This is a genomic window from Prochlorococcus marinus str. MIT 0917, from assembly GCF_027359575.1.
Classification (GTDB): Bacteria; Cyanobacteriota; Cyanobacteriia; order PCC-6307; family Cyanobiaceae; genus Prochlorococcus_B; species Prochlorococcus_B marinus_D.
In genome coordinates, this window is sequence record NZ_CP114784.1 from 469005 (window position 1) to 495621 (window position 26617).

The window sequence follows — 26617 nt, forward strand, 5'->3', positions numbered from 1 at the left end:
AAATAAATAAAAAAATGATCATTAAAATGCATATTTTTCTTAATTTACGTTTGATTAAAGTTGCTTGAGTTCTTCATCTGTTAATGAGCAAAAACCATCTGAGCATCTCTCAGATTTATTTAAATTTGCAACGGACTCCGATCCACCGATAATTAAATTATGATTTGACATTTTATAAAATTTCTCGTGAACAGAATCACTAAACTTTTTTCCTTCTCATACTCTAATTCGCACGGATCAATGTTGTCGTCAAACAACTCATAGTATTGAATATAATTTGGCTTTCCATAATATGTCATATACCTAGACTAATACGACATAGGAATAAATACCACTCATTCAAGTCAAAGCTAGTTTTGTTGTTTTTCAACAAGTTTCTTAAGATATTTCTGCTTGAGTAGCTTTTTTCTTTCTTTCAAGAATTTTTTTAATTGTTGCAACTTCACATTAATCAGTGAAAGTATTTAGTACAGATTCAATGTACATCAAAGTTATTTTGATGGAGTGCATTTTGGAGAACTGTCATTTCCATCAAGCTTTTGAATTTTGGATATGTCCAAATCAGATATCTCCAGCCCATAAAGTTCAGCGATATTTGTCATAGCCAAACTCTCTGCACCCGTCCATGCTTCAGCTAATACCGACCAAGTTTTTTGACTAAATTCAACTCCCATATTTTCGTTGTTAGCTCTTTTTTGATCTATCTCAACCACTTTCCTTAGTCCATGCGTCGATAGATGACTTTTAATCCTTAAGAAAACAACCTCCAACATTGAATAATAGAACTTTTCCATCGCTTTGTTATATGCCCATTCAGCTTCTTTTTGTGCCTTTTTGGCAGATTCAGTTGTAATCTCCATGCTCATTTATTATTTCAGGAAGCAGTTTCTTTTCTTATTATAGTTTTCCGAAATAAGTTTTAAGGATTGAATTTGAAAATAAGCTCGTAATTAAATCATTTAGAAAAGTGCTATCCTCAAAATCAAATAAATATTTACAAACTGCCTTTTCCATTAAAACTATGGTTTTGTCGATTACATTAAATTGAAAAATGTCTTTAGAGCTTACAGATTTAATCAAAGATTTTATAGCAACTAAACTCCTCTCAAAAGTTGAACTAGATTTCTTAGAGAGTGAACTTTGGGAGACTCTAGAGCATATCGATGAAATAACTTCCTTAACCTGTGCTCCAGTCAATATTTCTAAAGAATTGAAATTAAAAGATGGTTCATCATGGCAATTATGTTGTGCAGCAGTACTTGATGATGCCAGACCACAAAAAAACTCTCGAACAGAACAACTAAAAAAATTAATTGAAAAATTTTCTCTCCAATAGTTATCCTTCTCTAAGATTAAAATTTTAGAGATTTGAAATGTTTCACCAGAAATTTAAAATCACTTATTTGATAAAACTATCTTTCTAAAGTTATAAAAAAACATTCCTGTTTTCTCATAAAGATGTTTTGGTTCTTTTTTAAGTTCTAAATTATATGGATTGATAAAAATAGCCAACAATATTCTAAAGGCAGTATAAAAATTTTTTCTAGACTTTATATCTTGATATTTTTCATATCTCAATTTATAAATTACATGCTTATCTAACAAAGCCTCTAGTGAGTTAAGGACTATATTTTTCTCCCTTGTACTGATTGTAGACAACAAAACCATCAATCCTTTTATTGATGAATCATCTCCACTGATAACGTTTCTAAGAACGCTTTGATAGAGATTCTCCCATTTGTAGGGTTCATTCCTAAAAAGGTTAGAAGCAGGTTCCTTAGAGTTAAGCTTTAAAAGTCTCTTGTTTTCATCACTCTCGACTTGATCAGAATTCCAATATTCATACAAAGGCGATGATTGAGAGATATTCATGTCTGTTTAGTGAGAACGAGAATTAAAGAAAATTAGAAATTACATTTACTTGGGTATGCATTTTCACATCAGTGTTATGCATGTAGAACTTATACTTCACAAGTGTATAAGTCTGTTTCATTATGTGCTATCGATTAAAAACCAGATGAAAGTAATGTTCCTAGATCGATATTTGATCCACATCATGTAAATAATATTACTAAAGAAAGAAAAATAACAAACCCAGAAGTATTTAAGCCATATTAATTGTATAAACATCAAATTATATTTCAAACACAATTTCTGAGTCGAAGATCAAGAATGATCAAAATGTAGTAGGTATAATTAACAAAAAGAACTCAAAAGCTACGTGCAAAATAATTTTGCAGCATTATTCACGCCTATTGAATAATCATCAATATTTAGATCTAAAGCCTCTATGGTTTTAAGGGCATCTATTTTACCGGAGGCAAAACTTTCACAAACTGCACTTACTTGATCAGTTATTGTTACATTAGATTTTGTGGGGAATAAAAAGAAAAGGGATATTGGTAGCACAAAAAGAAATTTCATTTGGTTTTAGCTATTTTCATAAGTTTTCTCCAATGAACTCACTTGAGCTCGATATGTATCACCTTTAGAACCGCATAATTTTTCATGATCCGTTAACGGAATCCATGACCAATCAAGTCTTACAGTTAAAGACAAGAACATGATGATGTGACCAATAAAAAGAATGGGCCAATCAAGACCTATAAATTCAGAATGAAAAACAGGATGCATTACTAAATCAAACAGGAACTGAAGAACTAGCTTGGTGTGAACCCGCCAGGATGGGAAGAAGAAATGGAACGTTACAAACTATCAGTACTTACAAAGCTAAAACTTCTGAAAGCAAGTTATGTAAGGGAAATAGATAACAATAAAATCGTAACCACATCTACTCTTGCTAAATGCATGGTAAAGGTAGGGACAACCAGCAAGATTGATGTAACACAAAAAGAAAAAAAACCTTAAAAACCATTGTTTATTCTTGATTTCATACTAAAAAACCAATGATTTAAAATTTCATTTAATGAGCGGCGACAATTTGCTTGGAGAACAACCTCTAAAGTTTTACTCAGAAGAGGTAACTGAAACCAAAATCGAACTAGTTCATCGCTTACTAATACTTAATGCTCAAAAAAATTCAATAGTAGATTTAGATAGAAAACACAAAGAATGGGGAAATGAATTAGCAAGTTAAAAAAATGCTCAGATGGGTTCAGAAAATACTTTCTTATCCATAATTTTTCATAATTCTTTTTACCAGCTTTGACAGATCTAAATTTCAAGCCATAAATCCCTAAAAGTCGTAGATTTAATCCACATTTAATTTTTACCTGGTATATATTTATTTGTATTGTTTTAAATTAATTTTACTAGATCTTTTGGATCAATGATTAATCGATTTTTAACTTTCTTCTTTTCAATTCTTGTTGTTCTTACGATTACCCCCCATAAAGCAAATGCAATAACAACTGATCTGCCAGAGTGTATTGTAATAACTCACTGCGTGAGAGAAGACTTTAAAGTAACTGATTTAGAAAATGCTTTTAAAAAAGCAACCAAAATTGTCTCTGACACAGCCAGAACAAAAATAGTTGAAAAGACTGATTCATTTATTCATGCTGAAGCGAAGACAAAATGGAGAAGATATACAGATGATCTACTGCTGAAAGCAATTCCAGAAAGAGGTATTATTCAAGTCAGATCAGAATCAAGAGTAGGAGTTGGAGATAATGGAGTGAATCAGAAGAGAGTTGATGATTTTGCTTATCGTCTAATGACAGAAAGAGACATCACTAACTGACACATAAAATCAATTTAAATACCCATGTAAAGTCATTGATTTTGAACATAATAAATTTTTCGATTAAGTTTGTTTGCGAAGGTATGGCTTAAGGGTGAAAAGTAAGTGATTTTTTAACAAATTGCTTTTATTTTTATGCTTCTAGCAGCATTTGAACCTGGTAGAGAAATGGCCATCGCCAACTTTTTCCTAGCCATTTTTTGTCTGTTTACCGTTGCCCTTCCTTTCTTACTCATCACCCGTGGAGACAAAACAGAAGCAAATCGGGACTTCATTGCAGCAACAGTTAACCCATGGTCTCAAGTTGTTAAAGAAGCTGAGTTAGCACAAGTGGTTCTATCTGAGATTACCTCGTCAGTAAAAATGGAACCCAATCTGGAAACGGCTTCTGAGCAAACTGTCGAGCCGAGTCTAGAATCAGGAGACGTTATCTCTCTAGAAATAAAGGGAAGTGATGAATTGGATGAGTCAATAACTCAAGCATTACCAGCAGAAGAAGAACTATTAGCTGCTTGAAAGGTCTAAACACTACTATTAAATTCTGATTGTCAGACGATTATCAAGGGGCAACTTAAGCCCCTTTTTAATGATCTTTTTAACTTTTGGGTTGCATCTGATTCATATATAGAACATGAGGGTGTCTATTCCCACCTTCACTATCGTCTATCCATTCTTTGTATTCCTCTCATAATGCTTGACTGTCTTTCTCACTTAATTCTTTTATCCTTCGGAAAGTGTCCTTCGTCGTCACGTCCAGTGTTCTTTTTAAACTTGTCGAAGGTATCTTCATACTAAATTGCTCACCACAGAATCAGTAATGAAAGTACAAACCAGAAATGCAAATGTCATTGCCAAGGGTTTTTGAAATAGTTCATTTAGTGAGTTCATTTAAATATATATCAACTAGCGAAGCATGCTAATGAAGCACAGTAAATAAAAAGAACAAATTCCCAATGTTTACGTGTAAAAACGCAGAGGTAAAATTGATTTGATTTCATGTAAACATTTGATACGTGCTGCGTGTTCGGGTTCCACATATAACATTGCATATAAATAGGTTGTGAAGATTAGCAAGATCGCCATTATGAAAATATGAAACGCTTATTTCCTCTATTATTAATATCCTTGGTTCTCTTATTTTTTTCAGTCATATCAGCTAATGCTGAGTCCGAATTTGAGATGTATTTAAGCGATTTTTATCAAAAACAAGAGAAAGCAAGCAAAATACTGAAAGAAATTGAGACAGATTTAAAAGATGGATCCAGAGACAAAGTTTGTGCAAGGCAAAGAGAAGCTGCTAGCTATGGAATCAAAGCTACAGAGTCGTTGATTAAAGCATTTAAAACAAATGGTTCTAAAACTGAAATGGAGAATCTTCAAGCAGGACTAGATAAATGGAGAGAGTTGAGGGACTATTGCTAACAACTTTTCTCATACAAAAATAAATGAATGCATTAGTTATTGTTTTTTTTATTGCCTCAATTTGGCTAATAAGAAAATTCGCATGGAATGCAGAAGAGGGAACCAATGAACAAAGAGAACGGAATCCAGAGTTAAATACAAAAAACTTTGACATGCATGAAAGAAGACTTGAACAATTTTCAAAGTCAAAATACAAAAACCGTATGTTCTATATCGGGGCTGATGGTACTTGCTACTATTATTCAGCCACTGGAAAGAAAATTTTTTGCTAATGGATGAAATATCTCAATGGGGTATTGCTGCATTAATTGGAACATCTATTGCTGTCTTCTTGGCTTGGTTTAATAAATCCGGTTCTGACTTCAAAGACGGATTTGAGCCAAAAAGCAAAAGGAAGAAAAAGAAGAAATAAATTGCATACTTTGAAAATCAAAAAGCTTTGTGCGTATACCAATTAGAACTCAATGAAACCAGAGTTAACAAACATCTGACGAATTAATAAAGCAATCACAATAAAAACAAACAATCTACTTAAAACGTAAAGAGGTAAATTATTCACAGGTATAAGCGCCTAAATATTATTAATCGCAGATTAATCAGTATTCACTACTTACCCACTCCAGTGAAAACAAATCCATTAAGAATACAGAAATCATAAGCAAAAAGCTTCAAAACTTCAGGCATCTCAACCCATTTCATTTCCTCAATTTCATTCAATTGCTCCGAACTTAGATTCTCAGCTTTAGCATATTCCTCCATCATCTTTGACCAAGTATCAGAATAAATATCTACGTAAAATGCCTTTTGATTTTGATCAAAAAAATTAATTTTATCTTGCTTTGTACTAACCTTTTTAGACAGTTGCTTATAGTATTCAATGTCCGATGTCATGATTATTTGCTATTTGAAAATCCAACCTAATAAATTTACTTTTAAATAGCGAAGAGATGTTCAAAATCTATACATTAAGTAGTCTTCGAAATCAAACGTTGAACTGATTTTTATCTTTTGAAGAGGAATAGATAAAAAACAAAACTAATCTAATTTGGAGATTATGAGAAATTTATCATTTTGATTATTAATCCCACTGCGGAGCAACACGTCTCCATCCAGTTGATAATAATTCTCTCCATAGTTTTACTGCCAATCCTCTTCTCATCCTTTTACGATCTTTTAAAAGTGGGGGTCCATTTGATTCAAGCCTTCCTCTCTCAATCCAAACCTTAGGGTTTTGATCCCAACTCTCCCAATCATAACGAAACCTCAGTACCCATAGTCCATTCACTTCCATAATCCAACCATCTCTTCTCATACGATCACAGAAATTAATAGTAAAAGAATACTGCAAAAAGATGTTCGTATTTTTAGTGTGACTTTTTAGATGTAACTTTATTATTTCGTTTAGGAAGAGATCTCTTGTCAGCTATAGGAATGCTGAAGGGAGTGAACAATTTCATAATGTTGATAATTAAATACATATGTCTAAGTTTAAGATCAAGTAAAAATTTAACGTATAGGTGTAACGACGCTATAAGTCTTCGCATTGAACTACAAGATAAGATGTATTGGAATAGATAGTTTCAGTTAAAAGCAAAACTAGAAAATGTTTACTCCCTACCATGCGATCATTTCTGGAATTCTACTAAAATAAGATTCAGCATCAATATTTCAGATGTCAAAAAGAGAAAACAGATTAAGAAAGAATCAAATAATGGATTTCAAAATCAAAATTCGATTTGAACAGTTATTAAATTATTTTTGATGTTTTTGACTAGAAAACTTTTTAAGCAAAGCAAGTCCAATCTAAGTTGCGATGATTTGTTGAAAATGTAGCTGGGGTACAAACCTTCTCACCATCTGGTGTTACATAGCACCTTTCAATGCCCCAACTTCGTTCAATGATTTTCACTACAGTTGAGCCTTTTGGCAAAGGAGATGCTGCAATTTGAGCTCTAGTCATATGAATGTGTAACTATACATTTTTAGCTACTGAAAAAAGTTTTATCAATCAGTAAATAAATCCATTGACATTGAATCAAGTGCAAAACAAACAAACTTAATAAAAATAAATGTAAAAGTTTCAAGTATAATATTTTTTATGATTTTAGAAAGATAATTGAAGTTGGTATAAAGATATTGACCTTATAAAAGCGTGCAGAGTTAGAAAATCATCTAAGTACTTCTCATGCATATTTTCACAACAGGTAATTCCACAGTTCAAATGCAAATACTCCCACTTCTATTGAAATTACTGAAATACATCATGACTTGCTTAGACTTAAAGGAGGAAGAATCAAAGCCGTTTCAAAAGAACACTTCATGTTATTAAGTGAAAGGGAAATGACATCACTCCAGCTATAGCGTTGGTGAATGTGGGAATTAGAATTTTTTTTACAAACAAACGAAATGAAAAGAATAAAGCTCAATCAAGAATCTGAGGAGGTTGGAGAAACTTATAAAGTGATCGCAATATCTTTAACAATTGGACTAAATATAATTATCTTTACTTGGTTCTTTCTCTTTTCAGGGTTGACCAAATAAATCATCGAATAAGCAAAAAGTTCAAATATGAAGTTAATCAGAGTATCCATAAAGCAAAGGAAGCGTGTTGATAAAATTTAAATCACCCAAAGGATTAGCTTTATATACTTATATAAGTATATTTTTTACATCAAAATCACAAACAAACGAATCAAAAGAATATACGCAATTTTTTTTTATAAGGTTCAGTAATAATCCACCAAGAAAAATGCAAGTAGATCTAAATGAACTAGTAAATTCATACGAGGTCGTGCCCGTATCTCTTAGTGATCCTTTTAAATCTTTAGTTGCAGAACCATCAACGATGGAAGTACTTAGATTCATACCAATTATTGCCTTCATTGCTTTAATAATTACAGCTGTATGGAGACAGGGTATGAAGTTCCCAGTAAAAGCTATTGGAGATTTAAACAAAGATATCAAGCAAGATTAAATCAATTAAGGGATTTAAAAGATTTTGTTGTAATTTCTAATGTGTGTAGAATTTATTAAATGAAATTCAGATTATATAACAGCTACTTAAGATTAGACATTAGATGAGGAATTAACCAACTCATTCGTCAACTCAATTAATTTTTTAGAAATTCCTATCTCTTTCATTGAGTGTCCTGCACTATCGATTACATAAAGTTTTGAAGAGGGCAATGATTTTTTCAGATCCCATGCACTTCTCATTGGACAAACCACATCATATCTACCCTGTACAATCGAAACAGGAATATCTTTTAGCTTAGTGATATTTTTTAAAATATAATTTTCCTCTAAAAAAATGTTATTAACAAAATAATGACATTCTATACGCGCAAAAGAATCTGAGAAATTATCATTTGCCGCTTTTTTAATGGATAATTCCTTTGGCATGAGAAAGCTAGTTGACATTTCCCATCGCGTCCAAGCATGCGCCGCTTTGGCTCTCTCAGACCTATCTTGACTGGTTAATCTCTTATGGAAAGCATTAATCAAATCGCCTCTCTCATTATGGGGAATAACAGACTTATAAAGATCAAATTCTTCAGGGAAAATCTCACTTGCACCTTTTTGATAGAACCAACTTAATTCGGTTTTTCTGCACAAAAATATACCCCTAAGAGTAAGACTTAAAACTTTTTCCGTGTGTTGAATAGCATAAATCAAGCTTAATGTTGAGCCCCATGACCCCCCAAAGACGTGCCATGATTCAATTTTCAAGAGCTGTCTTAATTTTTCAATATCTTCAATTAAATGATGTGTCGAGTTTTCTTTTAACTCAGAATGAGGAGAAGATCTACCACATCCTCTTTGATCAAATTGAACAATATTGAATTTTTTTGGGTCAAAATATCTTCTATAGGAAGGACTACTCCCACCCCCGGGGCCGCCATGAACAATCAAAACAGAGGATCCATTTGGATTGCCGCTTCTTTCCCAGTAGATTGAGTGTAGAGAGCTCACTTTTAAAATCCCTACTTCCTTAGGTTCTATTTCTGGAAATAACATTTTTAATTAAATTTTCGTCTTTTGTTTTTGAGACATTTCATTCAACTCAAGCATACATAACAAATTTAGCTATAAAGGATAATTAAAAAGGAATTGATCAATGCCTAAAAAAAATTGGCTCAAAAGCTTTCGGTTTAATATTCATGCACCTGGAACAGGTTTTGCCTTAATGATCTTGGCTTTAACTCAAGTACCAGTGGGAATAAAAAATGCAGCTGAAGTTGTTTGTATTGGTCAAACTTCAAATAAGATTTGGAAATCAGAAAAGAATCATTCGGATGCAAATATGCTTGCCGTTCAAAGATGCAATGGAAGAAATTAACTGGAATCATGTGTTCGTCTTCAAGCAAAAATATGATAAAAACCAAAAAATGTAACGTTTGCCTAGAACTTAATTTTTAACACGATAAAAAGTGAATATTTGATACTTCTTCATTTTTTATGACTTCAGCGCTAAAAATAATCGATCAAGAATTAGCTCAGTTTGGGTGGGTTGAGTCAATAGCAACTAATTCAATAAGTGATTTCAAGTCACCCAAGATAGATGTTGAAGAACAATCAACTAATCAAAACGAATCTGATCTCATAGACACATTCATATGTCATTTGATCTTCTATGTGGTTTTTTGCTATTCCCTATTTCTATATATTTTTTTCGATCTAGGTTTTGGATCCTTTTTAAAAAATATAGTAAATAAATTTTTCAAACTCCAAAATAAATTTGAGCCACCTTCCTTTATCAGTGCTAATTCCAATTAATACAGAGTAAGTTTGTCCTTAAAGAAATTTTTTGGGTATTCCTTACTATCGCACTAACTAAAAAAATGTATTTATATAGGAAGGAAGTAATTCACTAACGGTCTGAGTCTGCACAGACCGTTTTTTATTATAACTGCAAAATTTCTCACAAATATCAAACTATTTATATGGAATTGAAGTTTGTCAATTCAACGATAAGCCCGAAGGACTAGCATCATAATATCTTTCTTTTCCTGACTGATAATTTCCACAGATAACGAGTCAAAGAGTTTTATAAAAACAAATTCGTTTCTTAAGAAATAATTTAAATATATATAATTCTTGATATAGATTAGCCAAAGAGGGTAATGCATCTTTAAACCTCACGCATTACAAGATTTGAGAAATCAAAAATCAATAATAATAAAATAGAGTTAAAATCTTTTATTATTATTATCTTTTATTTACATCTTCAAAAAGATCTTCTTAAATTGACTAATTATATTGTTTTTCTTCAACAAGATAAGAATTATACTTTTCGTTTATTTTTCTTTTAATCTCAGCTCTTTTGTCATTTACTTTGTAGACAGATCGAGCCAATTCAATAAACTCTAAGTCAAATTCTTGATTACGTTCTTTGATCCTAATTTCATCTTCTATTCCCCATAGACGATGATTAATTTCTTTAAGAGACTGAAATAGATTTAAATCAACTTCTAGATTTTGATCGTTTAAGACCTTTTGGAGAAATTGATGTTCTTTAATTACATTTTCCAGTTTTTGATTGGTCATATGTTCTCTCTTAATCTCCAGAATTGTGATTTTATCTAATAGTTCCCCAAGAGATATTGGAGAAAGAATATGAGAAGCGAAGTTACTTTGTTTATTCATAACTTTATTCTAGTTCTGTAGATAGCTTACTAGAAACTCTTTTCATCACTTCATCCCAATCATGCCTTTGATTTTGTCGAAATATTCTCATTGACGGATACCAAGGAGTTTTCTCTCCATTAAGGCCCCAAGTCCAAAAAGGTATATCTCTTAACAACAACCACACTTTTTTTCCAATTCCACCAGCCAAATGAGCAATGGACGTATCACAAGTTATTACCAAATCACAATTCTGAATAATTGCTGAATCCTCTAAGAAATCCATTGTTTTATCAATTAAAGGTTGGCAATCAACAAATTTATTTTTAAAAGAGCAAGTCTCGAATTGCTGGGAACCATATCCCTTTTGCAGAGATAAGAATTTAAAATCATGATTTCTAACAAGAGTAGAGAAAGTTTCTAGAGGTAATGATCTTCCTATGTATGAATAATTTTCAGTAGTTGGATTCCCTTGCCAATTAATACCAATAATTGGTCTTATTTCATTAGATAATTTTTCCCTCCATTTCTTTATCAATTCATCATTCGAAAAAATATATGGTTCTGTGATGATTGGATTATTTTCTCTAACTTTTAAATATTTAGGCAATGATAATAGTGAAATCCATTGCCTATCTGAAATTTTATTAGATTGTTCTGGAGTTAATGGATTAGAATCAATAGATGATGACTGGATTAATGAATGTAATTTTTCTTGCGCACAAAATGTGACTTCTATACCTGTTTTTTTAAGGTAAGGGATATACCTCATATATTGAATAGTATCACCTAAACCTTGTTCACAAATAACTAAAAGTTTGTCAATTCCTTTTAAATCTTTATTTTCAATTCTTTTTACTGCTGGATTACCATGAAGTTCTGGCGGGCTATTTTTTTTAAATCTTAATTCGTAATTATTAAACCCTGATTTATAGTCACCTTTTAAAAGTTCGATTAATGAAAGATTAAAATAAGCATTGAAATAGTCCGGTTTTAGCGAAATCGCTTTTCGCGCTGAAATTTCAGCTTCATCAATTCTGCCAAGCTGTTTGAGTATATTGCTTAGATTTAAATGAGGACCGGGGTCATTGGGAACAAGTTCAATAGCTTTTCTAGTTACTGATTCTGCCGCCCGCAAATCATCTAGACAAAGCAATACTCCGCCTAAATTAATCAGAGCATCTGCATAATCAGGCTGAAGTTTAAGAGCTAAACGTAGTGAAATTTCAGCAGCTTTTAATTGATCTGAGTCTTTCAATATTAGCCCCAAAATGTTATGAATTTCTTTATTATTTGGTTGTAGCTTAATGGCATTTTTTAGAGATATTTCAGCTTCTTCTAATTTAGAAAGATCTCTCAGTACTATTCCCAGATTAGAATGAGTTTCAACTAAGTTTGGATTTATTTTAATAGATTTACGAAGAAGATGTTCTGCCTTTGCTAAATTACCTAGATCTTTCAATATAATTGCATAATTAGAGAAAACTCTTGGATCAGAAAAACCTTGATCAATAAAGTATTGATAATACTTTATTGCTTCTTTTATATTAGCTTCAGCATGAAACTTAAATGCTTGTGAAATAATCTTCTCTTTTGAGAGCTTAGAAAACGAATTAGTATAAATAGTTATATTACCTGAAATCCTATCCAAAGAAAATGGTACAGGATAGGTAGTGATAGTATCGATTTGTTTAGTAGATGAAACCTTTTTAGCAAAACCATCCATCTTTTAATTATAGAGAAAGCAAAGATTAAATTCAGTATAATTTAGATTTATTCATCTAAAACATACCAATCATCAACTTTTGAAATCAATTTGAGTTTTCGTTTATATCCATTATTAATCAAAAGATTATAGATTTTCTCACGGATATTAGTAAAGTTGTGTTCACATGTAATAACCTTAAATTTATATTTACTAAAATCAAAAGACTTTAATATCTCAAATTCACTCCCTTCTGTATCTATAGATAAATAATCTATAGATTTAGGAGCATTATATTTATCTAATAAATCTAACAGTGAAATTGTAGGTACTTTATACCTATTACCATTAGTTCTATAACATTTAGAGTTGTCTAAATCAGAGAAGGAATTTATTGTTGAGAGTTGTTTATAGTCCTCAGTCTCATTAAACAAAATATGCTCATCGGAATCTTTCCATAAACATTTCTTTTCTATTATGGCCGAACGCATTTTTATTAATTTATCATGCCAGTATATTGCTGGCTCAGCAAGAATACCATCCCAACCAAAAGATTTTTCTAACAAATATGAATTAGAGCTAATCACTCCATCACAAGCTCCAAATTCCACGAAAAACCCTTTTTTCTTAAAATTCAACTCACTTAAGACAAATAAATCTTGTCTAAATTGTGATTTTGATAAAGTTAAATATTTTAAACAAAGATTTTTAGATTTATTACTAATATTATTTATAAAATCAATATTAATTCCTATATTTTTCTGTAATTCAGACTCTTCTAACATACCAAGATCTTTAAGTATAAGTGCCAAGTTAGTATGTGCACCAGCGAAATCAGGATTAATTTTTATAGCTTGTCGAGTAAATTCTTCTGCTTCATTTAATTCACCAAGACTTCTTAGTATTGTTCCCAAATTAGAGTAGGCTTCTACAAAATAAGGATTTAATTTAATCGAATTACGTAGAAAATCCTCTGCTTCTTCTAATCGACCTTGATCTTTCAATATCATTCCATAATTAGAGAAAACTATTGCATCAGTGAAACCCTGGTCCAAGAAATATTTATAGTATTTTACTGCTTCTTTAGTATTGCCTTGCGAATGAAATTTAAAAGCTTGGGAAATAATTTCCTTTTTAGACATTCTATTATGTATATTAGTATTAATAGTAAAATTTTGCTTCACTTCCCTAAATGGAACGGGTACTGGATTAACTTCAAATCTATTATATTTTCTCTTGTTATCCTCTTCCTTGCCACTATCCATAGTTCCTGAAATTAATTCCATCTAATCATAACTTTATTTGCATAAATAGCAAAACATACTATAAGTATATAGAAGACTTTATTATAAATGAATGATCAATTAAGAATTCTACAGCTAGTTAAATATCAAATCGTACTGTAGCTAGAATATAAAAAAGAATATGCTCCAGTAGAAGTTATTTTTTTAATGAATGTAGACTTCGGAAGATCATTAGGGCTAAATGCAATAATATTTTATGTCACTAGCTTATAATTATTTATGCAATAGCTATAATAGTTTCTTATGAAATTCTTTAACCATATGAAAAATTATTTTTGAATAAAAAAGATAGCAACTTATTATTATTTATTAAAAAGAAGTGGATATAGTTTGTCTTTTTTGCAATAAGCATAAAAAAACCTTTAATATTAATTGATGATTTTAGAGTCTCTAACGTGGCACCAAAAGAATCTGAAGTTATATATCAAGTATGTTTGAAAATCATCTTTTTATGTGATAAGAGGTCATGAATAGAACCTTTTCATCTATTGTGATTAGTAAATAGAACTAAAAGGTTTTATAAGCGCTCATTTCTTCATTTTTCATTACAACACAACCATCCACGATAAATAAATCAGCTTATTTTTTGAATAGACAATAACCACATACTATTGATATTTAACATAGTAAATTTATAAAAAGAGGAACTAGTCATATAATTAATTTTTAATTCGTTAATCAACTCTAGTTAATTTTACTTGAGTAAAAGCCGAGGTGTATAAATAAAGCAAAATCGATTAGAACATCTATATACCGACATGGAGGGTTATGAAACTAAGAGCTCCTTTCAACATGATCAAAAATGCCCTAAGTGATATTCGAACAATGCATGACTTCTCTTACACCGTTCCCAATGAAACTAGAGATGAGTTTTGGGACAAAGAATGTAGTAATCATCCAACAGCATCTACATGCAAAGATTACGAGGGATAACGATAATAAACTTTTTAAGAGTTAACAACTGTCTAATCCAAGCAAGAATAATCTAAGCAAAAAAATATCCCTGGCTAGCAGGGACTTATAAAAAGAGTTTTCAAACTAATGCTGATAGCGATGACCACGATAAGCCATTTGCGTATTTAGCTCAGACTTAGCATCGCTTCTGCATGTGTTGTAGTGATTACGCCTGTAAGTCAGCTCAACACAATCTTTTGGCGCTTTTTGCTCTTTGTGTTGGACATAGTTATGTCCACGATAAAGAAGAGTTGTCATCATCCATACTCCGAATGTTGATTCAAGTCCCCGTTCCTTGGCTTGAATCGAAATGCGGCTCGCAATGTAGCGAGTTGAACGTTTTGGTAGTGGTTGCTACAAAAAACATTATGTAATTAAATACAGGCACATGTAGTTCATCTCGATACAAAACCATCTGGTGGTATATACTCAAATTTCTAAATCATTTTTTCGTACATATCAAACTGAATAAGAATTCAGCTAAAAATATTTTGTTAATAAGCATTAATAAGTCACCCATAAAGGTTTCTTAGAAACTTCCCATTCTGCTTCCACCGAGCACAACCATAAGACTCTTGCTGTTTCATAAGTTAACTTCTCACTTTCACACAACTGAACATTGGGAGTAATGCCGTGAAGGAATCTGTTCCTGCAGCAAGCGTAGTGAATCCTTATATATTTAGTGCCGTCTTCGTCAGGGTGTTTATCTTTAAAAAACCTCATTGCCCAGACTCGATCTTTTTTTACTAGCCAACTTTCATTTTGCATTTTCAGTAGGAGCTTGGATTATCTCTTTTATGCTGCCGTGCCTTTGAATGACAACTATCTGAAGACCAACGATTTTTAACAACTTCAAGGAAATCACATATGAATTCATCTGGGCAATCAAGTTCATCCTGCAATTCAGCTAATTCATCAATAAAGAATTCGAATGATCTACTTATTAAACCTGACTTTTGCTTTTGGGACGGAATCCATTTTTCCATAACTACTAAAAAAATCAGTAAAAGTAGTAATTAAACTATTACTGCGGTACCTATTTGGTAAATACCTGCTATTAAAAGCAAAACAGGAAGGTTTATTAGGACTAAAAGCTTAGCGGCAATAATTTTATTAATTGCTGTCATTGCTAAATGTTTTTAAAATTTGAACCAATACCAAGAACATAACCAGTAATTATCTATTTCTAAAGGTCGGTTCAGGTAGGGCTAACCAGTTCGGGTAAAAAAGAGGAAATCCCTCCAAAAACTTGAATTAATTCTGGATAGAGTTGGAAATTTGGAGACGATCTATGAAACGCTATTGATTATTTTTCTCATCGGCTTTATTTTTGACAGCCATGAATGCACAAGCCGAAAGTTTTTGGTTGATCCTTCAAAACAGTACTTACGGAATAGAAAAAATAGAAATGAAAAACATGTCGCAATGCGAGGACCAAGGCAAGCAGTACACAAAAAGTTCGGGTATTCCTCGTTACATGTGCTTAATTGGCAAATAAGAAAAAGTATTCAAGAAATTTGCCTTAACAGATACAATTGAATAATTAGCTATCTGAAATTTTATTAGTAGACGAGTTGAACGTGTTTTAACAACAATCACAACCTTTTTCGCTTGTAATTGCATTTTCTTCAAAAGTATCGGCAATATCTCGAAGCATTAGTGCAATAAAAGCTGGAGGACATTGGAGCTCCTTAGCATAATTAGCGTATTGTTGAGCAGTTTCCTGCATTGCTGGAATAATGATGTTATCTATTTGAACTTCAGTGGGTGACCACTTCGTTTCATATTTTTCAGTCATAGCTTGCAGTCACCTAACAAATAAACCATAAATGTATTTTGCATGGAGTCAATGTATTAAATCCATTTACCCTTTGCTCATGCATTTGATCAAACGACACCTAATTTCATTCCTCTTTTCACCTTGGCAAGAATCTTGTCGTCTAAGTCATTGTCTGTTTGAAGAACTAGCCACTCAATTGCACTGATAATAAAAGCTTTCATTTGCTTCTTGAAAAATTTTTTCAACATCAAAAAGAGTACTGGCTTAAGTATTAAGAAAAGGAAACCAACCATTAAATTCCAATTTATTCAATATGGTTGTACCTCATATTCTCAAATATTGGTGTAACCACCCCAAAAAACTTCGCATTGCACCACAACATCGAAATAGTTCGTTGGTTAAATTCTTAATGTCCTTAATTTTTATCATGCTTACTCCATATCACATAATTTTATTCGCAATCTTTTTAGTAGGTAGTTCTGCCTCAATTTTTCAAATTTCCACTGCACAGCAAAGCTGATGACATCATTTTTCATAATTGCTATGGCTGGTTATTTCTATTTGATGGCCTGCTTATGGAGAGATTTAAGAAGAACCAAAACAAGTTGAAATTCACTTAATATTTTAATTTTCAAAATTGCTTGGTAACTTCAAAGAATACTCAAACAAAATCTTCTTCATTATCTAGCAAAACGCATGAATAGCATTACAAGATTTTCAACTATTGGTATACCCGTGATATTTGGGATGGGAATTGCCTGGATCGGTAATAGAATTATTAAAAATGAAAAAAGTCTCAAAGATCGTGAATTAGAACTTAAGCTTCAACTAAATAACAAATTCGATTGAACATTTTTGATTAGAAAAACCTCAATAATGAATAATATTGGCCTAATTTTATTTGATATCGATGGGGTTATTCGTGACGTAACCAACAGCTATCGATTAGCTATCCAAGAAACTGTACATATTTTTTGTGGGTGGAGACCCTCGATAGAAGATATTGATTCTATAAAAAGTGAAGGCTGCTGGAACAATGATTGGGATTTGAGCCTAGAAATGATCAATAGACATGTACAAAAAAACAATCTTTCTTTTTCAGCTCCGTCTAGAAAAGTATTAATTGAATGCTTTGAAAACTTTTATTTTGGTGGAGATCCAAACCATGACTCTAGTGAATGGTCAGGTTTTATTAAAGATGAAACATTATTAGTAAATCAAACACTTTTTGATGAATTAACCCAGCGAAGAATTGGTTGGGGTTTCGTAAGTGGAGCTGAACTACCATCAGCGAAATTCGTCTTAGAGCAGAGGCTCGGCTTAGCCTCTGCTCCCTTGATTGCAATGGGTGAAGCGCCTGAAAAACCTGATCCAACAGGATTTATTTCACTATCTTCTAAACTTTCAAAAAAACCTTTAGGCTTCTCAAACCCTCCAATTGCATATATTGGAGATACTGTTGCAGATGTTAAAACAATTATAAATGCTCGAATTAAAATCCCTGATCAGAAATTTATCAGTCTCGCTATTGCCCCCCCACATTTACATGTAGCTTCAAGTAAGGAGAAACGACTCAGATATGAATCAGAGTTGAGAAAAGCAGGTGCAGACTTGATTATTAAATCGATGGGCAATTTAAGAAATGAAATTCTAAATTTGTTCATAAACCAATAGATAAGTCAATAATGTAATTTTTTATTCCTCGAATTATTCAGTTTGCCAAAAAAAATCTATATAAGATAATTTCTTAAATTGAATTTGTTAAAAAGGTGCTTAAAACAATTAATTAATTATGCTTTATCAGTCTTTAGCTCGTAACTGCAAAAGGAATCAAGCTGAAACTGCTTCAGCATTAATCACATCATCGCCAGACATGTTTACGTCATCATCATTTGATTTCTTAATTTTAAAAATATAGTAAGCAGCTCCGCCTGCGACTGTTGTGGAGACAATTAATCCAGAAAAAAGTGTAAGTGCAACAAGGCCACCTATCAGGCCACCTTTCAAACGAAGAAGGTTTGATTTAATTAAAAGAAGTAGAAGTAATGTTGAAGTTGCTTTTAACGAAGCGATTCTTAAAGCTGTTAAAGGCCAAAAAGGATTAAAGAAAAACATTTTAAAATTTCTTTCTTCAAATGTAGAGGTTTTTTTGACTTATTGAGGGGAAAAAGCTAGAAAATGGTGAAATTCCTTGTGGTTACTTGGGGCGTCACAAAGTCTTGTACAACTTCTTCACTAATACATTCAGTTGGATATGAGATCACATTCTTTGCTGAGAATCCTGCACAAATGGCAATTACCCCAATCACAAAAATCCATTTTGATCTTTCACTTGAAATAAGTCTTTTAATCATTTACGAAAAACCCATTTATTTTTTATTCTGTCAAATAGTCTGAGAATTGGGTCAAAAAGATATTGATCGAGAGTTTTATCAGCATTTTGCGAAGTCATTACCCAATAAATAAAAGACCATACAGAGAAGAGTTAGGTTTTTCGGCCAAAAGTTTTCTGAAAAATTCGAATCAGAGTTGAGTTCATTTTCTTTTCTCATTTTTTTCAACGTATAAGTTCTGGATGATCTTTTTCAATTTTCCTAAGTATCAAAACCACACCCACAAGACTCAACCGTCCAATAACAAGAGCAACTTGGATAAAGGTTTTTATTAAAGGATCTAAAACCGCAAAACAATTCATTATCTCAAAAACTGCCGCTGCAATTAAATCAATAATCTTGAAAATGAGACTGGAGAAATCAAGAACATATCTTCTTACTGATTTACTTGTTGCTTTTGTCTTAGTATTAGCTTGAATATGTATATATTCAATTTAATTATTTTTCGAATGTGCGGTCAGCGTCCAAATATTCGACTAGTCCGTCCTCGGGTGTTCTCTGTTAAACAACAAACCCTGTTTCAATCACTGGTAAGTTTCTTTAAAAAATATTAGTTGTTGTATTAGGAAGATTTTAATAATATTGCTAATTTCTTATTAGCTACAAATTAATTTAATTGACCTTCAGAGCATTATTGTTATTAGTACATCTACAAGCAGTTCTCATCCCTATACTTATTGGAATTAAGTCCATAAATAGATTCAAGCAAATTAGATTTCCTCTGTTACCGCCTCTTGCCTTTATCTCATTAGGTCTTGCCTCAATGTTTGAGATGTTCGATCATACGACTACGGATTGGATATATGTAGATCACTCATCAATATATAATTGGCTGTTTTATTCATTTCTTTCTATTGGTTTATCGTTCTTTACTATTTCAGTAGCTAAAAAGAAGTCGATGATAACTAGCAATATTTTATTAATTATTGCCGCGGTTTTTTCCTATTGGTTTCTAGGCAAGTCAACAACTCTTTTAATTCAAGTATTAATAAGTATTCTACTTATATCGCAATGGTGGAACCGATTTAAAGATTGGGTCTTCTTTGTTTATCCAATCACCGGAGTAATATTCACAACATTTTTTGGGATTCTTCTTTCAAATTCAGGTGAACAAATATGGCATGTATTGATAGGTCCATCTGGAACGATGAGTGTTTTAGCTTTTTACTCAGTTTTAAAGAGATCAAGAAAAAAAGAAATAATTTCTGCTTAATAAGATATTGATCAACATCAAGATCCCTATGATTTATTAAAATTAGATTTGCAGTTATCTACTTACATAATATGATTTATCCAGTAACTTTAATTAGTGTTTAAAAGCTAATGAGTCTGAGTTCTCATAGGCAACACAAAATTTATATTGCTGCAACGATGGAGTATGGACTTGGTTCTGAAGATCCAGAAGAATTGGCCCTTTATGAAAGGATCAAGAAAGAAATAGAAAAAGGCTGCAAAAACAGAAATAGGGGCATTCAAAGAACTGATTAGACTCTCATTTCAGAAAGTGTCTAAAGATAGTGGTAGGCCATTTAACTTCGCTAACTTAAAGATCTGCGGGTGTAGTTCAGTGGTAGAACGTCAGCTTCCCAAGCTGAATGTCGCCAGTTCGAGTCTGGTCATCCGCTTAAAAGAAAACCGAAACTAAATTCTAATTGTGTGGTGTAACTCACAACAGCAAGTTCAGTCCACAGACAACAATTGATATCGACATAATTTGAATTTAGAGATTTTCATGGATAATCCCTCTAAGGAACAAATTCTTGCAGCATCCAGTGGATGGGTAGCTACAACATTAAATTTCCTTCCTGGCTTAGGTGCTGGATACCTTTACCAACGTCGCTGGATTCCTTACTTTGTAACTGGAGGTGCAGCTACAGCTTGGTTCGTTCTAGGAGCCATATTAAATGGTGATACAGAACCAACAAAAGCCGATCAATTTATTGGAATAGGAGGCTTATTTTTGATCTCAATCTCAACAATGGTTGAGGCTAAAATTGCTCATAAGAAAGCAATGTTAGCCGTAGAAGAACAGCTTCAGGCAAAGACTCCAAAGAAAAAAGGAGGTCTTTTTAGATAATCAGCCATTGAGAAAATCAATAGTGACGACAGTAAAAAATCATAATTGTGTTAGAAGAGGTTGAAGATATGATTAATGAGACAGAATTTTATATAAAAAGATGCAATGCTCTTCTTGCCTCCTAATCATCTGATCAAATAAGTGGCTCTTGAAACGACAGTATTCAGCTTTAAGATTTCTGTTCCGTTTGAGCAATGGGCAGCGGTCTATGACATTGAAGAAAACAAACAACTTATGAAAGAAGAAAAAGTTGTTTGTATTTATAGAGAGAGAAAAAAAGAGGATCCAAGTAGTGCCGTTGTTATAGAGCAAGCTGAAGAAGGTAAATCAATCGCAATGTTTTCCAATCCTGAAGTAAGAACTCTAATTGAGGACGCTGGAGACATCTATGATTCAACCGTCATCACTAGTTACTTAAAAAGTTAATTAAAAGATGAAACACTTTCTTTCTCTTGTTGTATTTGCTGTATTTATAAGTGGCTGTACCAAGAACACATCTCGAGTCAGCTCCTTAAAACCAAATGTAATCTCTGAGACTCAAAGACAAAGAGATCTTTGCCTAGATTGGTATGCTTACAGAATTGAAACTGCTAAAGCAATTTCAGACCTAAATCTCAAAACAGAAAAAGAGTCGGATTTAATGATTTATTGTGAGTTCTTTAAAAATGTAGCTGATACGAATTAACTTTTTACATAGAATTGAATTAGCCCTGTAGTTTTATCTCTCGAAACTTTCTCAACGATACACAGCTTAATCAAAAATTTTTACTCTCCATTTTTTAGACTTTTCGCCTAGTTCAAAACAAAATTTAAGAACATTACAGCTTCAAATCTATGCTAGAAATATAAATGAAAGAATCATCAAATTAAAGACTTAACCAACTACAAAAAATCTAAATGAGCAGTACTAAAGCTATTCAGACTACTAGAACTTTCTCTGAGTTTGCAAAACAAGCTGACTACTCATTCATGGATTCTCTCGCCCCTGATCCACAAGCAACGGATGATGGTGACGACCACCTAACAAGAGAAGTCTTTTCTGGTCACTATGTACCTGTCACTCCAACAGCAATTCCAAAACCAGAATATGTCGCTCACAGTAAAAAATTATTTAACGAGTTAGGCTTGAGTCAGGAACTAGCTCTAGATGAACTTTTTCGTCGTCTATTCTCCGGCGACATAAGTGTTGCAACAGAACCGATGCGACCAGTTGGCTGGGCTACCGGTTACGCACTATCTATCTATGGAACTGAATATACTCAGCAGTGCCCATTCGGGACAGGTAACGGGTATGGGGATGGGAGAGCTATTTCAGTATTTGAAGGTCTCTTTAATGGCAAAAGATGGGAGATGCAACTTAAAGGAGGAGGGCCAACACCATACTGCAGAGGAGCAGATGGACGAGCAGTGCTTCGTTCAAGTGTTCGTGAGTTTTTAGCGCAGGAATATATGCAGTCACTCGGAGTACCAACATCACGCTCTCTCACACTGTATGTCTCTAAATCTGAAACAGTCCGCAGGCCTTGGTATACAAAAGACTCCAATTCAATCGATCCAGACATATTGGTAGAAACACCAGCTGCAATCTCAACAAGAGTCGCACCATCATTTTTACGGGTAGGTCAGATAGAACTCTTTGCACGTAGAGTACGAAACAATGAGCATCAAGATGCAATGAAAGAGCTCGAGATGATTGTGAAGCACTTAATCGTAAGAAATTACAAGGAAGAAATTGACCCGACCCTTAGCTTTAGCAATCAAGTCGTCGAGCTCGCAAGGTCATTCCGAGAACGACTAACATCATTAGTAGCTAATTGGATACGGATTGGCTACTGCCAAGGCAATTTCAACAGTGACAACTGTGCTGCAGGAGGTTTCACTCTCGACTACGGTCCATTTGGATTTTGCGAACTCTTCGATCCCAGATTCCAACCTTGGACAGGAGGTGGTGAACATTTTGCATTCTTTAACCAACAAGTTGCTGCCGCAGCAAATTATCAAATGTTTTGGGGGGCGATTCGACCTCTGGTTACCGGCAACGCAAAGGCACTTGACAGGCTAGATAACATTCGCGATGGATTTACTACAGTAATGAATCAGAAAATGGAGAACATGTGGACAAAGAAACTAGGCCTAGGCACGTATGACGCACCACTAGTAAATGAAATGCTACAGCTCATGGTTCACACAAAGGTCGACTACACAATCTTTTTCCGAAAACTTTCAAGTATTCCAAAAACACTTAAAGATTTAAAAGATAGTTTCTATTTACCAATTTCAGAAGAGATTGAGACCAAATGGATTAATTGGCTAAAAAGCTGGCGGAAGCACGTAATTAAGAGCGGTGATCAAAATGAAATATCAGCAAAAATGAAACGCATTAACCCAAAATACACATGGCGGGAATGGCTGATCACACCTGGATACGAAATAGCAGAGAAAGGCGACTATGGTCTCATTAAGGAACTACAAGCTGTTTTAGACAAACCATACGAGGAACAATCATTAGAGGTACAGAAAAAATATGACAGACTCAAGCCCAAGAAATACTTTGGAGCCGGTGGGGTTTCCCATTACAGCTGTTCCTCATGAATCAACACCAGAATTTAAAATCCACTTCGCTAGGGCTATATAATTTAAAAACAAAGTTTAATTATCTTCAATAGGAACAACAAACATAAAAAGATTCTTTGGATGACTTTTTTATATAGGTAACCGAACCAATCATTGTCTCGTTAAGTAAATAATTGACACATGATTGAAAGGTTGAATTAAAAACATGCCTGAAGATACAAAATCTAAAATCAGAATATTTCTTCCATTTAGTTGGTTCATTCCCGCTCTCATTTCTTTTGGAGTGATTAATTTCCACCAACTTTCTGCGGGCATCCCACCCATATCCATTTAGAACTATGTCATCCCATATTCCTGAATTCTACGAAACAATAGTTGAAGCTTCTGATAGAGGAGAGTTGTGGGGGATAGATCGATTTTCAAATAACATTAATAATCTTGAAATCAACTTTGATCCTTCTCTTAATAAATAATTCATAACCTCGTTAAAACAAATCCTCTAAACCATGAAGATAGAGAATTACTTTCTGAATTAATATCTACCTTTGACCTTAGAACTTAAGCCATCATTGGATAAAATGTAGATGGAATATTTATGTTCTAATGATTTATTGACTGAATATAATGAAGATCTATAAATGAATTAACACTTTCAATATAATATTATTGGATCTAGAAATTTTATTTTTTCAATTCGATAGGAATTTAAAAATTTATTGAACACCCGGTAGTTAAGAAAGGAAAAACTCAACTATTAATTTTTTGCCAAATAATTTCAGCATCTCTGAAAAGGTAAATAGCTTCTTTCCTGCCAACGGCTCTTTCAGCATCATTCATCAACTTAATATACCTCTCTCTCAAAGCCTGCTTTTCCATGACAACTTTGGTAAACATATGAAAGTTTTCATGTCGATCTTCAACTTTGCTTTTGGCTACATTCTTTATAAAGCCATGCGGGTATCTAGCTTTTACCCGAACGTTGTGCCTACTCATTCAACAAAATCTTGGTTACTGATTTATCACTCAAACATTCTGAAAAGGGAGATTATCAACCGCGTGTAGGGTTAACCTCCTATTTTTTATTCGATGCGGAAGATTTGCCTACTTCAATTCCATAGTCTTTCGCGAGTTGAATTAACTCTTGGACTGACAAGTCAACTAAGTAACTTCGGATACATTGATAAGCATTAAAGCTCTCAATACTTTTTCTCTCATTGAACATTACACGAGAGATTCTTAGAGCTAAGGCTTCTTTAGTGAAGAGTGTACAAAACAACTAGTAAAAATGATATTCAACTTGTGGATATGTGTGTGTACAAATTATCTTAAAAAAACAAAAAAAAATAAATTTAGTTGCATTCAAATTCACACTCTGCAAATTAACCTTTTAATATTTTATTTAAATGAAATAACTATGACAGAAGCAAAGAAAAACAAAAAACTTGGATTCATCCCAAATACGTCAAAGACTTCAGAAAAAAAAGAGGTAATTAAAGAACCCAAAGGAAGACTTATCTCTTGGTCTCCCTGGCCTCCAGCTAATTTCAAAACTCGTTACCCAGCATTCCCTTTAGTTACGACTGTTTTGATTTTGCTGATTTTACGCTGGCTGACCTTGGCTAATCAGCTTAATTAAGTACTAGTAAACATTAAAAGTTTCTAAGCAAAGTTATTATCAAAAGTGAAAATAGGGTATTTCTCTTGGGGGGTCTTGACGCGTAGAACAGATACCAAATTGCAAACACTCAATCACATCATCATCATATTTTGGCTTGTAATTAGAAAACAAATCAGACATTTCTTTTCCGTGAATGGAGACCCCGGAAAAATTTCGAAATAATTGCTTTGAGAATGGCATGGTTAGACATCTAAACAACCTGCTTAATTTCTACTCATGTTGGCTTAAGAAATCTATGGGGAGGAACACTCAAGTATTTATACAGTTACGGAAAACCAATTCAAGGCAACGAGACTACGGTCGAAGAATACAACCAGTGATTTACTTGAAAGACATTGTTTTATTAATACGAGGCAACTTTTTCTCCAAACTTTACTTTGGCTTTTATCGAAAAAAAAAGTTCCATTATTTTGATTTTTCTCTTTGTCTAAAGCCATCCGGAGACTGAAGATAAGAAGTTTGGCCTAAATAGGGATCTTCACCAAAAAGATCATTCATTTGCGTTTCTGTCATTTGTCTAGGAGCTTGACCAGTTTCAGTAGGATCTGATTCTATAAGAGATGAATATATTTCATCTACATTAACAACTGCAGGACAAAGAATCAGAAGAAGACCAAGAGAGAAAGAAACAATTCTAATTAGCAATGAGTCATTCATTTTCTTGAAATTACCTATCGGTAGAATCGGAACTATCAACTTGCTCAACCGTCTCATCTTGGCTTGCTTTGTTCTTATTAGATAAAGAGCATCCCCCATCACCCCATGCCAAAACAGGAGCTGTCGTAAAAGAAAGGGCAAATACTAATTGTAAAATCTTATTCATAAGAAAAATTGGAATCAACGCAATAATAAAGCCTTTTAAGAAAGTTCGTTTACCTGACTTAATTCATGTCCATTCCTATTTCCATTTCATTCATAGAAACCTCACTCTGATCATTATCTAATGGTCGTTCACTTGTTTCAGGCAAATTTTCTTCGCTTACTTCAGGCAAAGATGGTTCAATAACTATCCCTAGAGGATTATCACCATTGTCTTCTAGAATTGTCGGCTCATCAAATAGGGACTTGTCTTCTTGATTTGTGAGAAAATCTGATTCTAATTCTGTTAAAAGATTATTATCGTCACTAGCTATTCTTTCACTTGTATCCTTTATTAGTAATTTCGAAAGATCAATAACGTCTATGATTACTGACTTCTGACTTGCATAGATATCTTGTATCACATTAATTATTTCACCAGATTTTGTGGGTTGGGAAATAAAAGAAAAACAAGTCCAGCCAGCAAGAACAATTGAGATTAAGACAAAAGAAATAAAAGCAGAATACATAGCTCTTATTATTGTTTTGATCATTCGGTAACTTTAGATATTGTTAAATCTAGGCACATCATTTAATACTTAAA

Annotated in this window: 44 protein-coding genes and 1 tRNA gene; 21 read left to right on the top strand and 24 right to left on the bottom strand. The window is 32.9% G+C overall.

The features are described 5' to 3' along the window. Positions 1–491 precede the first annotated feature (491 nt). A complete protein-coding gene (locus O5637_RS02800; protein ID WP_269605925.1) occupies positions 492–866 on the bottom strand; it encodes a hypothetical protein in 375 nt (124 codons plus the stop codon). A 185-nt stretch (positions 867–1051) separates the two neighbouring features. Between O5637_RS02800 and O5637_RS02805 the strand changes: the two genes are divergently transcribed. After that, the gene (locus O5637_RS02805) at positions 1052–1336 is read left to right on the top strand and encodes an inward rectifier potassium channel (protein ID WP_269605927.1); all 285 of its coding nucleotides are present in this window, start codon (positions 1052–1054) and stop codon (positions 1334–1336) included. Between the two features lie 59 nt (positions 1337–1395). On the opposite strand, the gene O5637_RS02810 is transcribed toward O5637_RS02805, so the two are convergent. The 3 genes from O5637_RS02810 to O5637_RS02820 all read right to left on the bottom strand — a co-directional run bounded on the left by O5637_RS02810 (position 1396) and on the right by O5637_RS02820 (position 2634). Then, positions 1396–1872 (bottom strand): hypothetical protein, encoded by a 477-nt coding sequence (locus tag O5637_RS02810; RefSeq protein WP_269605929.1) that lies wholly within the window; start codon positions 1870–1872, stop codon positions 1396–1398. Positions 1873–2217: 345 nt separating this feature from the next. Continuing rightward, positions 2218–2424 (bottom strand): hypothetical protein, encoded by a 207-nt coding sequence (locus O5637_RS02815; RefSeq protein ID WP_269605930.1) that lies wholly within the window; start codon positions 2422–2424, stop codon positions 2218–2220. 6 nt (positions 2425–2430) lie between these two features. Beyond that, entirely contained in the window at positions 2431–2634 is a 204-nt protein-coding gene (locus O5637_RS02820) for a hypothetical protein (RefSeq protein WP_269605932.1), read from the bottom strand. A 36-nt stretch (positions 2635–2670) separates the two neighbouring features. Between O5637_RS02820 and O5637_RS02825 the strand changes: the two genes are divergently transcribed. The 7 genes from O5637_RS02825 (at position 2671) to O5637_RS02855 (ending at position 5537) form a co-directional block, all read left to right on the top strand. Continuing rightward, the gene (locus O5637_RS02825) at positions 2671–2868 is read left to right on the top strand and encodes a hypothetical protein (protein WP_269605934.1); all 198 of its coding nucleotides are present in this window, start codon (positions 2671–2673) and stop codon (positions 2866–2868) included. A 58-nt stretch (positions 2869–2926) separates the two neighbouring features. Beyond that, positions 2927–3097 carry a hypothetical protein gene (locus tag O5637_RS02830; protein ID WP_269605936.1) on the top strand — a complete coding sequence of 57 codons (171 nt, stop codon included), beginning with the start codon at positions 2927–2929 and terminating at the stop codon, positions 3095–3097. A gap of 192 nt (positions 3098–3289) precedes the next feature. Continuing rightward, positions 3290–3703 carry a DUF1499 domain-containing protein gene (locus O5637_RS02835; protein ID WP_269605938.1) on the top strand — a complete coding sequence of 138 codons (414 nt, stop codon included), beginning with the start codon at positions 3290–3292 and terminating at the stop codon, positions 3701–3703. Positions 3704–3838: 135 nt separating this feature from the next. Then, a complete protein-coding gene (locus O5637_RS02840; protein ID WP_269605940.1) occupies positions 3839–4219 on the top strand; it encodes a hypothetical protein in 381 nt (126 codons plus the stop codon). Positions 4220–4795: 576 nt separating this feature from the next. Next, a complete protein-coding gene (locus O5637_RS02845; RefSeq protein ID WP_269605942.1) occupies positions 4796–5125 on the top strand; it encodes a hypothetical protein in 330 nt (109 codons plus the stop codon). A 23-nt stretch (positions 5126–5148) separates the two neighbouring features. After that, positions 5149–5397, top strand: coding sequence for a hypothetical protein (locus O5637_RS02850; RefSeq protein WP_269605944.1), 249 nt, complete (start codon positions 5149–5151; stop codon positions 5395–5397). After that, positions 5397–5537 (top strand): hypothetical protein, encoded by a 141-nt coding sequence (locus O5637_RS02855; RefSeq protein ID WP_269605945.1) that lies wholly within the window; start codon positions 5397–5399, stop codon positions 5535–5537. The genes O5637_RS02850 and O5637_RS02855 overlap by 1 nt, the downstream gene beginning before the upstream one ends. A 194-nt stretch (positions 5538–5731) precedes the next feature. Here the strand turns inward: O5637_RS02855 and O5637_RS02860 are convergent, their stop codons facing one another. The 3 genes from O5637_RS02860 to O5637_RS02870 all read right to left on the bottom strand — a co-directional run bounded on the left by O5637_RS02860 (position 5732) and on the right by O5637_RS02870 (position 7085). Beyond that, positions 5732–6016 (bottom strand): hypothetical protein, encoded by a 285-nt coding sequence (locus tag O5637_RS02860; RefSeq protein ID WP_269605947.1) that lies wholly within the window; start codon positions 6014–6016, stop codon positions 5732–5734. Between the two features lie 187 nt (positions 6017–6203). Beyond that, entirely contained in the window at positions 6204–6437 is a 234-nt protein-coding gene (locus tag O5637_RS02865; RefSeq protein ID WP_269605949.1) for a DUF1651 domain-containing protein, read from the bottom strand. 471 nt (positions 6438–6908) lie between these two features. Then, complete coding sequence (locus O5637_RS02870; RefSeq protein ID WP_269605952.1) at positions 6909–7085, bottom strand: hypothetical protein; 177 nt, start codon at positions 7083–7085, stop codon at positions 6909–6911. Between the two features lie 789 nt (positions 7086–7874). Between O5637_RS02870 and O5637_RS02875 the strand changes: the two genes are divergently transcribed. After that, complete coding sequence (locus tag O5637_RS02875; protein WP_269605954.1) at positions 7875–8099, top strand: hypothetical protein; 225 nt, start codon at positions 7875–7877, stop codon at positions 8097–8099. 92 nt (positions 8100–8191) lie between these two features. Here O5637_RS02875 and pip read toward each other — a convergent pair whose 3' ends face one another. After that, positions 8192–9142, bottom strand: coding sequence for a prolyl aminopeptidase (gene pip, locus O5637_RS02880; protein WP_269605956.1), 951 nt, complete (start codon positions 9140–9142; stop codon positions 8192–8194). Between the two features lie 100 nt (positions 9143–9242). Between pip and O5637_RS02885 the strand changes: the two genes are divergently transcribed. Then, a complete protein-coding gene (locus O5637_RS02885) occupies positions 9243–9464 on the top strand; it encodes a hypothetical protein (RefSeq protein WP_269605958.1) in 222 nt (73 codons plus the stop codon). A 911-nt stretch (positions 9465–10375) separates the two neighbouring features. On the opposite strand, the gene O5637_RS02890 is transcribed toward O5637_RS02885, so the two are convergent. From O5637_RS02890 to O5637_RS02900, 3 genes are read right to left on the bottom strand one after another with little or no spacing between them, the layout of a single operon-like run. After that, complete coding sequence (locus tag O5637_RS02890; protein WP_269605960.1) at positions 10376–10771, bottom strand: DUF6165 family protein; 396 nt, start codon at positions 10769–10771, stop codon at positions 10376–10378. 4 nt (positions 10772–10775) lie between these two features. Beyond that, the gene (locus O5637_RS02895; protein ID WP_269605962.1) at positions 10776–12476 is read right to left on the bottom strand and encodes a tetratricopeptide repeat protein; all 1701 of its coding nucleotides are present in this window, start codon (positions 12474–12476) and stop codon (positions 10776–10778) included. A gap of 47 nt (positions 12477–12523) precedes the next feature. Next, positions 12524–13741: an FkbM family methyltransferase gene (locus O5637_RS02900; protein ID WP_269605964.1), complete on the bottom strand. Its 1218-nt coding sequence runs from the start codon at positions 13739–13741 to the stop codon at positions 12524–12526. Positions 13742–14527: 786 nt separating this feature from the next. On the opposite strand from O5637_RS02900, the gene O5637_RS02905 reads away from it, so the two are divergent. After that, positions 14528–14692, top strand: coding sequence for a hypothetical protein (locus O5637_RS02905; protein WP_269605966.1), 165 nt, complete (start codon positions 14528–14530; stop codon positions 14690–14692). A 105-nt stretch (positions 14693–14797) separates the two neighbouring features. Here the strand turns inward: O5637_RS02905 and O5637_RS02910 are convergent, their stop codons facing one another. From O5637_RS02910 to O5637_RS02925, 4 genes are all read right to left on the bottom strand, one after another. Further along, complete coding sequence (locus O5637_RS02910) at positions 14798–14974, bottom strand: DUF4278 domain-containing protein (protein WP_332299754.1); 177 nt, start codon at positions 14972–14974, stop codon at positions 14798–14800. A gap of 243 nt (positions 14975–15217) precedes the next feature. Next, on the bottom strand, positions 15218–15481 hold the full coding sequence (locus tag O5637_RS02915; RefSeq protein WP_269605967.1) for a DUF1651 domain-containing protein: 264 nt from the start codon (positions 15479–15481) through the stop codon (positions 15218–15220). 2 nt (positions 15482–15483) lie between these two features. Continuing rightward, complete coding sequence (locus tag O5637_RS02920) at positions 15484–15699, bottom strand: hypothetical protein (RefSeq protein WP_269605969.1); 216 nt, start codon at positions 15697–15699, stop codon at positions 15484–15486. A gap of 599 nt (positions 15700–16298) precedes the next feature. Further along, the gene (locus tag O5637_RS02925; protein ID WP_269605971.1) at positions 16299–16511 is read right to left on the bottom strand and encodes a hypothetical protein; all 213 of its coding nucleotides are present in this window, start codon (positions 16509–16511) and stop codon (positions 16299–16301) included. Positions 16512–17369: 858 nt separating this feature from the next. Here O5637_RS02925 and O5637_RS02930 point away from each other — a divergent pair. Further along, complete coding sequence (locus tag O5637_RS02930; protein WP_269605973.1) at positions 17370–18167, top strand: TIGR01548 family HAD-type hydrolase; 798 nt, start codon at positions 17370–17372, stop codon at positions 18165–18167. 156 nt (positions 18168–18323) lie between these two features. Here the strand turns inward: O5637_RS02930 and O5637_RS02935 are convergent, their stop codons facing one another. The 3 genes from O5637_RS02935 to O5637_RS02945 all read right to left on the bottom strand — a co-directional run bounded on the left by O5637_RS02935 (position 18324) and on the right by O5637_RS02945 (position 19188). After that, on the bottom strand, positions 18324–18608 hold the full coding sequence (locus tag O5637_RS02935) for a hypothetical protein (RefSeq protein ID WP_269605974.1): 285 nt from the start codon (positions 18606–18608) through the stop codon (positions 18324–18326). A gap of 56 nt (positions 18609–18664) precedes the next feature. Next, the gene (locus O5637_RS02940; protein ID WP_269605976.1) at positions 18665–18847 is read right to left on the bottom strand and encodes a hypothetical protein; all 183 of its coding nucleotides are present in this window, start codon (positions 18845–18847) and stop codon (positions 18665–18667) included. A 203-nt stretch (positions 18848–19050) separates the two neighbouring features. Then, on the bottom strand, positions 19051–19188 hold the full coding sequence (locus O5637_RS02945; RefSeq protein ID WP_269605977.1) for a hypothetical protein: 138 nt from the start codon (positions 19186–19188) through the stop codon (positions 19051–19053). 314 nt (positions 19189–19502) lie between these two features. Between O5637_RS02945 and O5637_RS02950 the strand changes: the two genes are divergently transcribed. The 7 genes from O5637_RS02950 to O5637_RS02980 all read left to right on the top strand — a co-directional run bounded on the left by O5637_RS02950 (position 19503) and on the right by O5637_RS02980 (position 23555). Next, positions 19503–20099, top strand: a complete 597-nt coding sequence (locus O5637_RS02950) for a hypothetical protein (protein ID WP_269605979.1) — start codon at positions 19503–19505, stop codon at positions 20097–20099. Positions 20100–20209: 110 nt separating this feature from the next. Next, positions 20210–20374, top strand: coding sequence for a hypothetical protein (locus tag O5637_RS02955; protein ID WP_269605981.1), 165 nt, complete (start codon positions 20210–20212; stop codon positions 20372–20374). A gap of 65 nt (positions 20375–20439) precedes the next feature. Continuing rightward, positions 20440–20511, top strand: a tRNA-Gly gene (locus O5637_RS02960). A gap of 107 nt (positions 20512–20618) precedes the next feature. Then, the gene (locus tag O5637_RS02965; RefSeq protein ID WP_269605982.1) at positions 20619–20963 is read left to right on the top strand and encodes a hypothetical protein; all 345 of its coding nucleotides are present in this window, start codon (positions 20619–20621) and stop codon (positions 20961–20963) included. 141 nt (positions 20964–21104) lie between these two features. Continuing rightward, positions 21105–21389: a DUF3764 family protein gene (locus O5637_RS02970; protein WP_269605984.1), complete on the top strand. Its 285-nt coding sequence runs from the start codon at positions 21105–21107 to the stop codon at positions 21387–21389. Between the two features lie 7 nt (positions 21390–21396). Then, a complete protein-coding gene (locus O5637_RS02975; protein ID WP_269605986.1) occupies positions 21397–21648 on the top strand; it encodes a hypothetical protein in 252 nt (83 codons plus the stop codon). A gap of 212 nt (positions 21649–21860) precedes the next feature. Beyond that, entirely contained in the window at positions 21861–23555 is a 1695-nt protein-coding gene (locus O5637_RS02980; protein ID WP_269605988.1) for a protein adenylyltransferase SelO family protein, read from the top strand. A gap of 132 nt (positions 23556–23687) precedes the next feature. Here the strand turns inward: O5637_RS02980 and O5637_RS02985 are convergent, their stop codons facing one another. Beyond that, positions 23688–23867: a hypothetical protein gene (locus tag O5637_RS02985; RefSeq protein ID WP_269605990.1), complete on the bottom strand. Its 180-nt coding sequence runs from the start codon at positions 23865–23867 to the stop codon at positions 23688–23690. An 8-nt stretch (positions 23868–23875) separates the two neighbouring features. On the opposite strand from O5637_RS02985, the gene O5637_RS02990 reads away from it, so the two are divergent. Further along, positions 23876–24010 (top strand): hypothetical protein, encoded by a 135-nt coding sequence (locus O5637_RS02990; RefSeq protein WP_269605992.1) that lies wholly within the window; start codon positions 23876–23878, stop codon positions 24008–24010. A 274-nt stretch (positions 24011–24284) separates the two neighbouring features. Here O5637_RS02990 and O5637_RS02995 read toward each other — a convergent pair whose 3' ends face one another. Beyond that, a complete protein-coding gene (locus tag O5637_RS02995; protein WP_269605994.1) occupies positions 24285–24530 on the bottom strand; it encodes a hypothetical protein in 246 nt (81 codons plus the stop codon). Positions 24531–24609: 79 nt separating this feature from the next. After that, positions 24610–24759, bottom strand: coding sequence for a hypothetical protein (locus O5637_RS03000; protein WP_269605995.1), 150 nt, complete (start codon positions 24757–24759; stop codon positions 24610–24612). 192 nt (positions 24760–24951) lie between these two features. On the opposite strand from O5637_RS03000, the gene O5637_RS03005 reads away from it, so the two are divergent. After that, a complete protein-coding gene (locus O5637_RS03005; RefSeq protein WP_269605997.1) occupies positions 24952–25173 on the top strand; it encodes a hypothetical protein in 222 nt (73 codons plus the stop codon). A 447-nt stretch (positions 25174–25620) separates the two neighbouring features. Here the strand turns inward: O5637_RS03005 and O5637_RS03010 are convergent, their stop codons facing one another. From O5637_RS03010 to O5637_RS03020, 3 genes are read right to left on the bottom strand one after another with little or no spacing between them, the layout of a single operon-like run. Beyond that, entirely contained in the window at positions 25621–25872 is a 252-nt protein-coding gene (locus tag O5637_RS03010) for a hypothetical protein (RefSeq protein ID WP_269605999.1), read from the bottom strand. Between the two features lie 10 nt (positions 25873–25882). After that, positions 25883–26038, bottom strand: coding sequence for a hypothetical protein (locus O5637_RS03015; protein WP_269606001.1), 156 nt, complete (start codon positions 26036–26038; stop codon positions 25883–25885). Between the two features lie 58 nt (positions 26039–26096). Continuing rightward, entirely contained in the window at positions 26097–26567 is a 471-nt protein-coding gene (locus tag O5637_RS03020; protein ID WP_269606003.1) for a hypothetical protein, read from the bottom strand. Positions 26568–26617 lie beyond the last annotated feature (50 nt).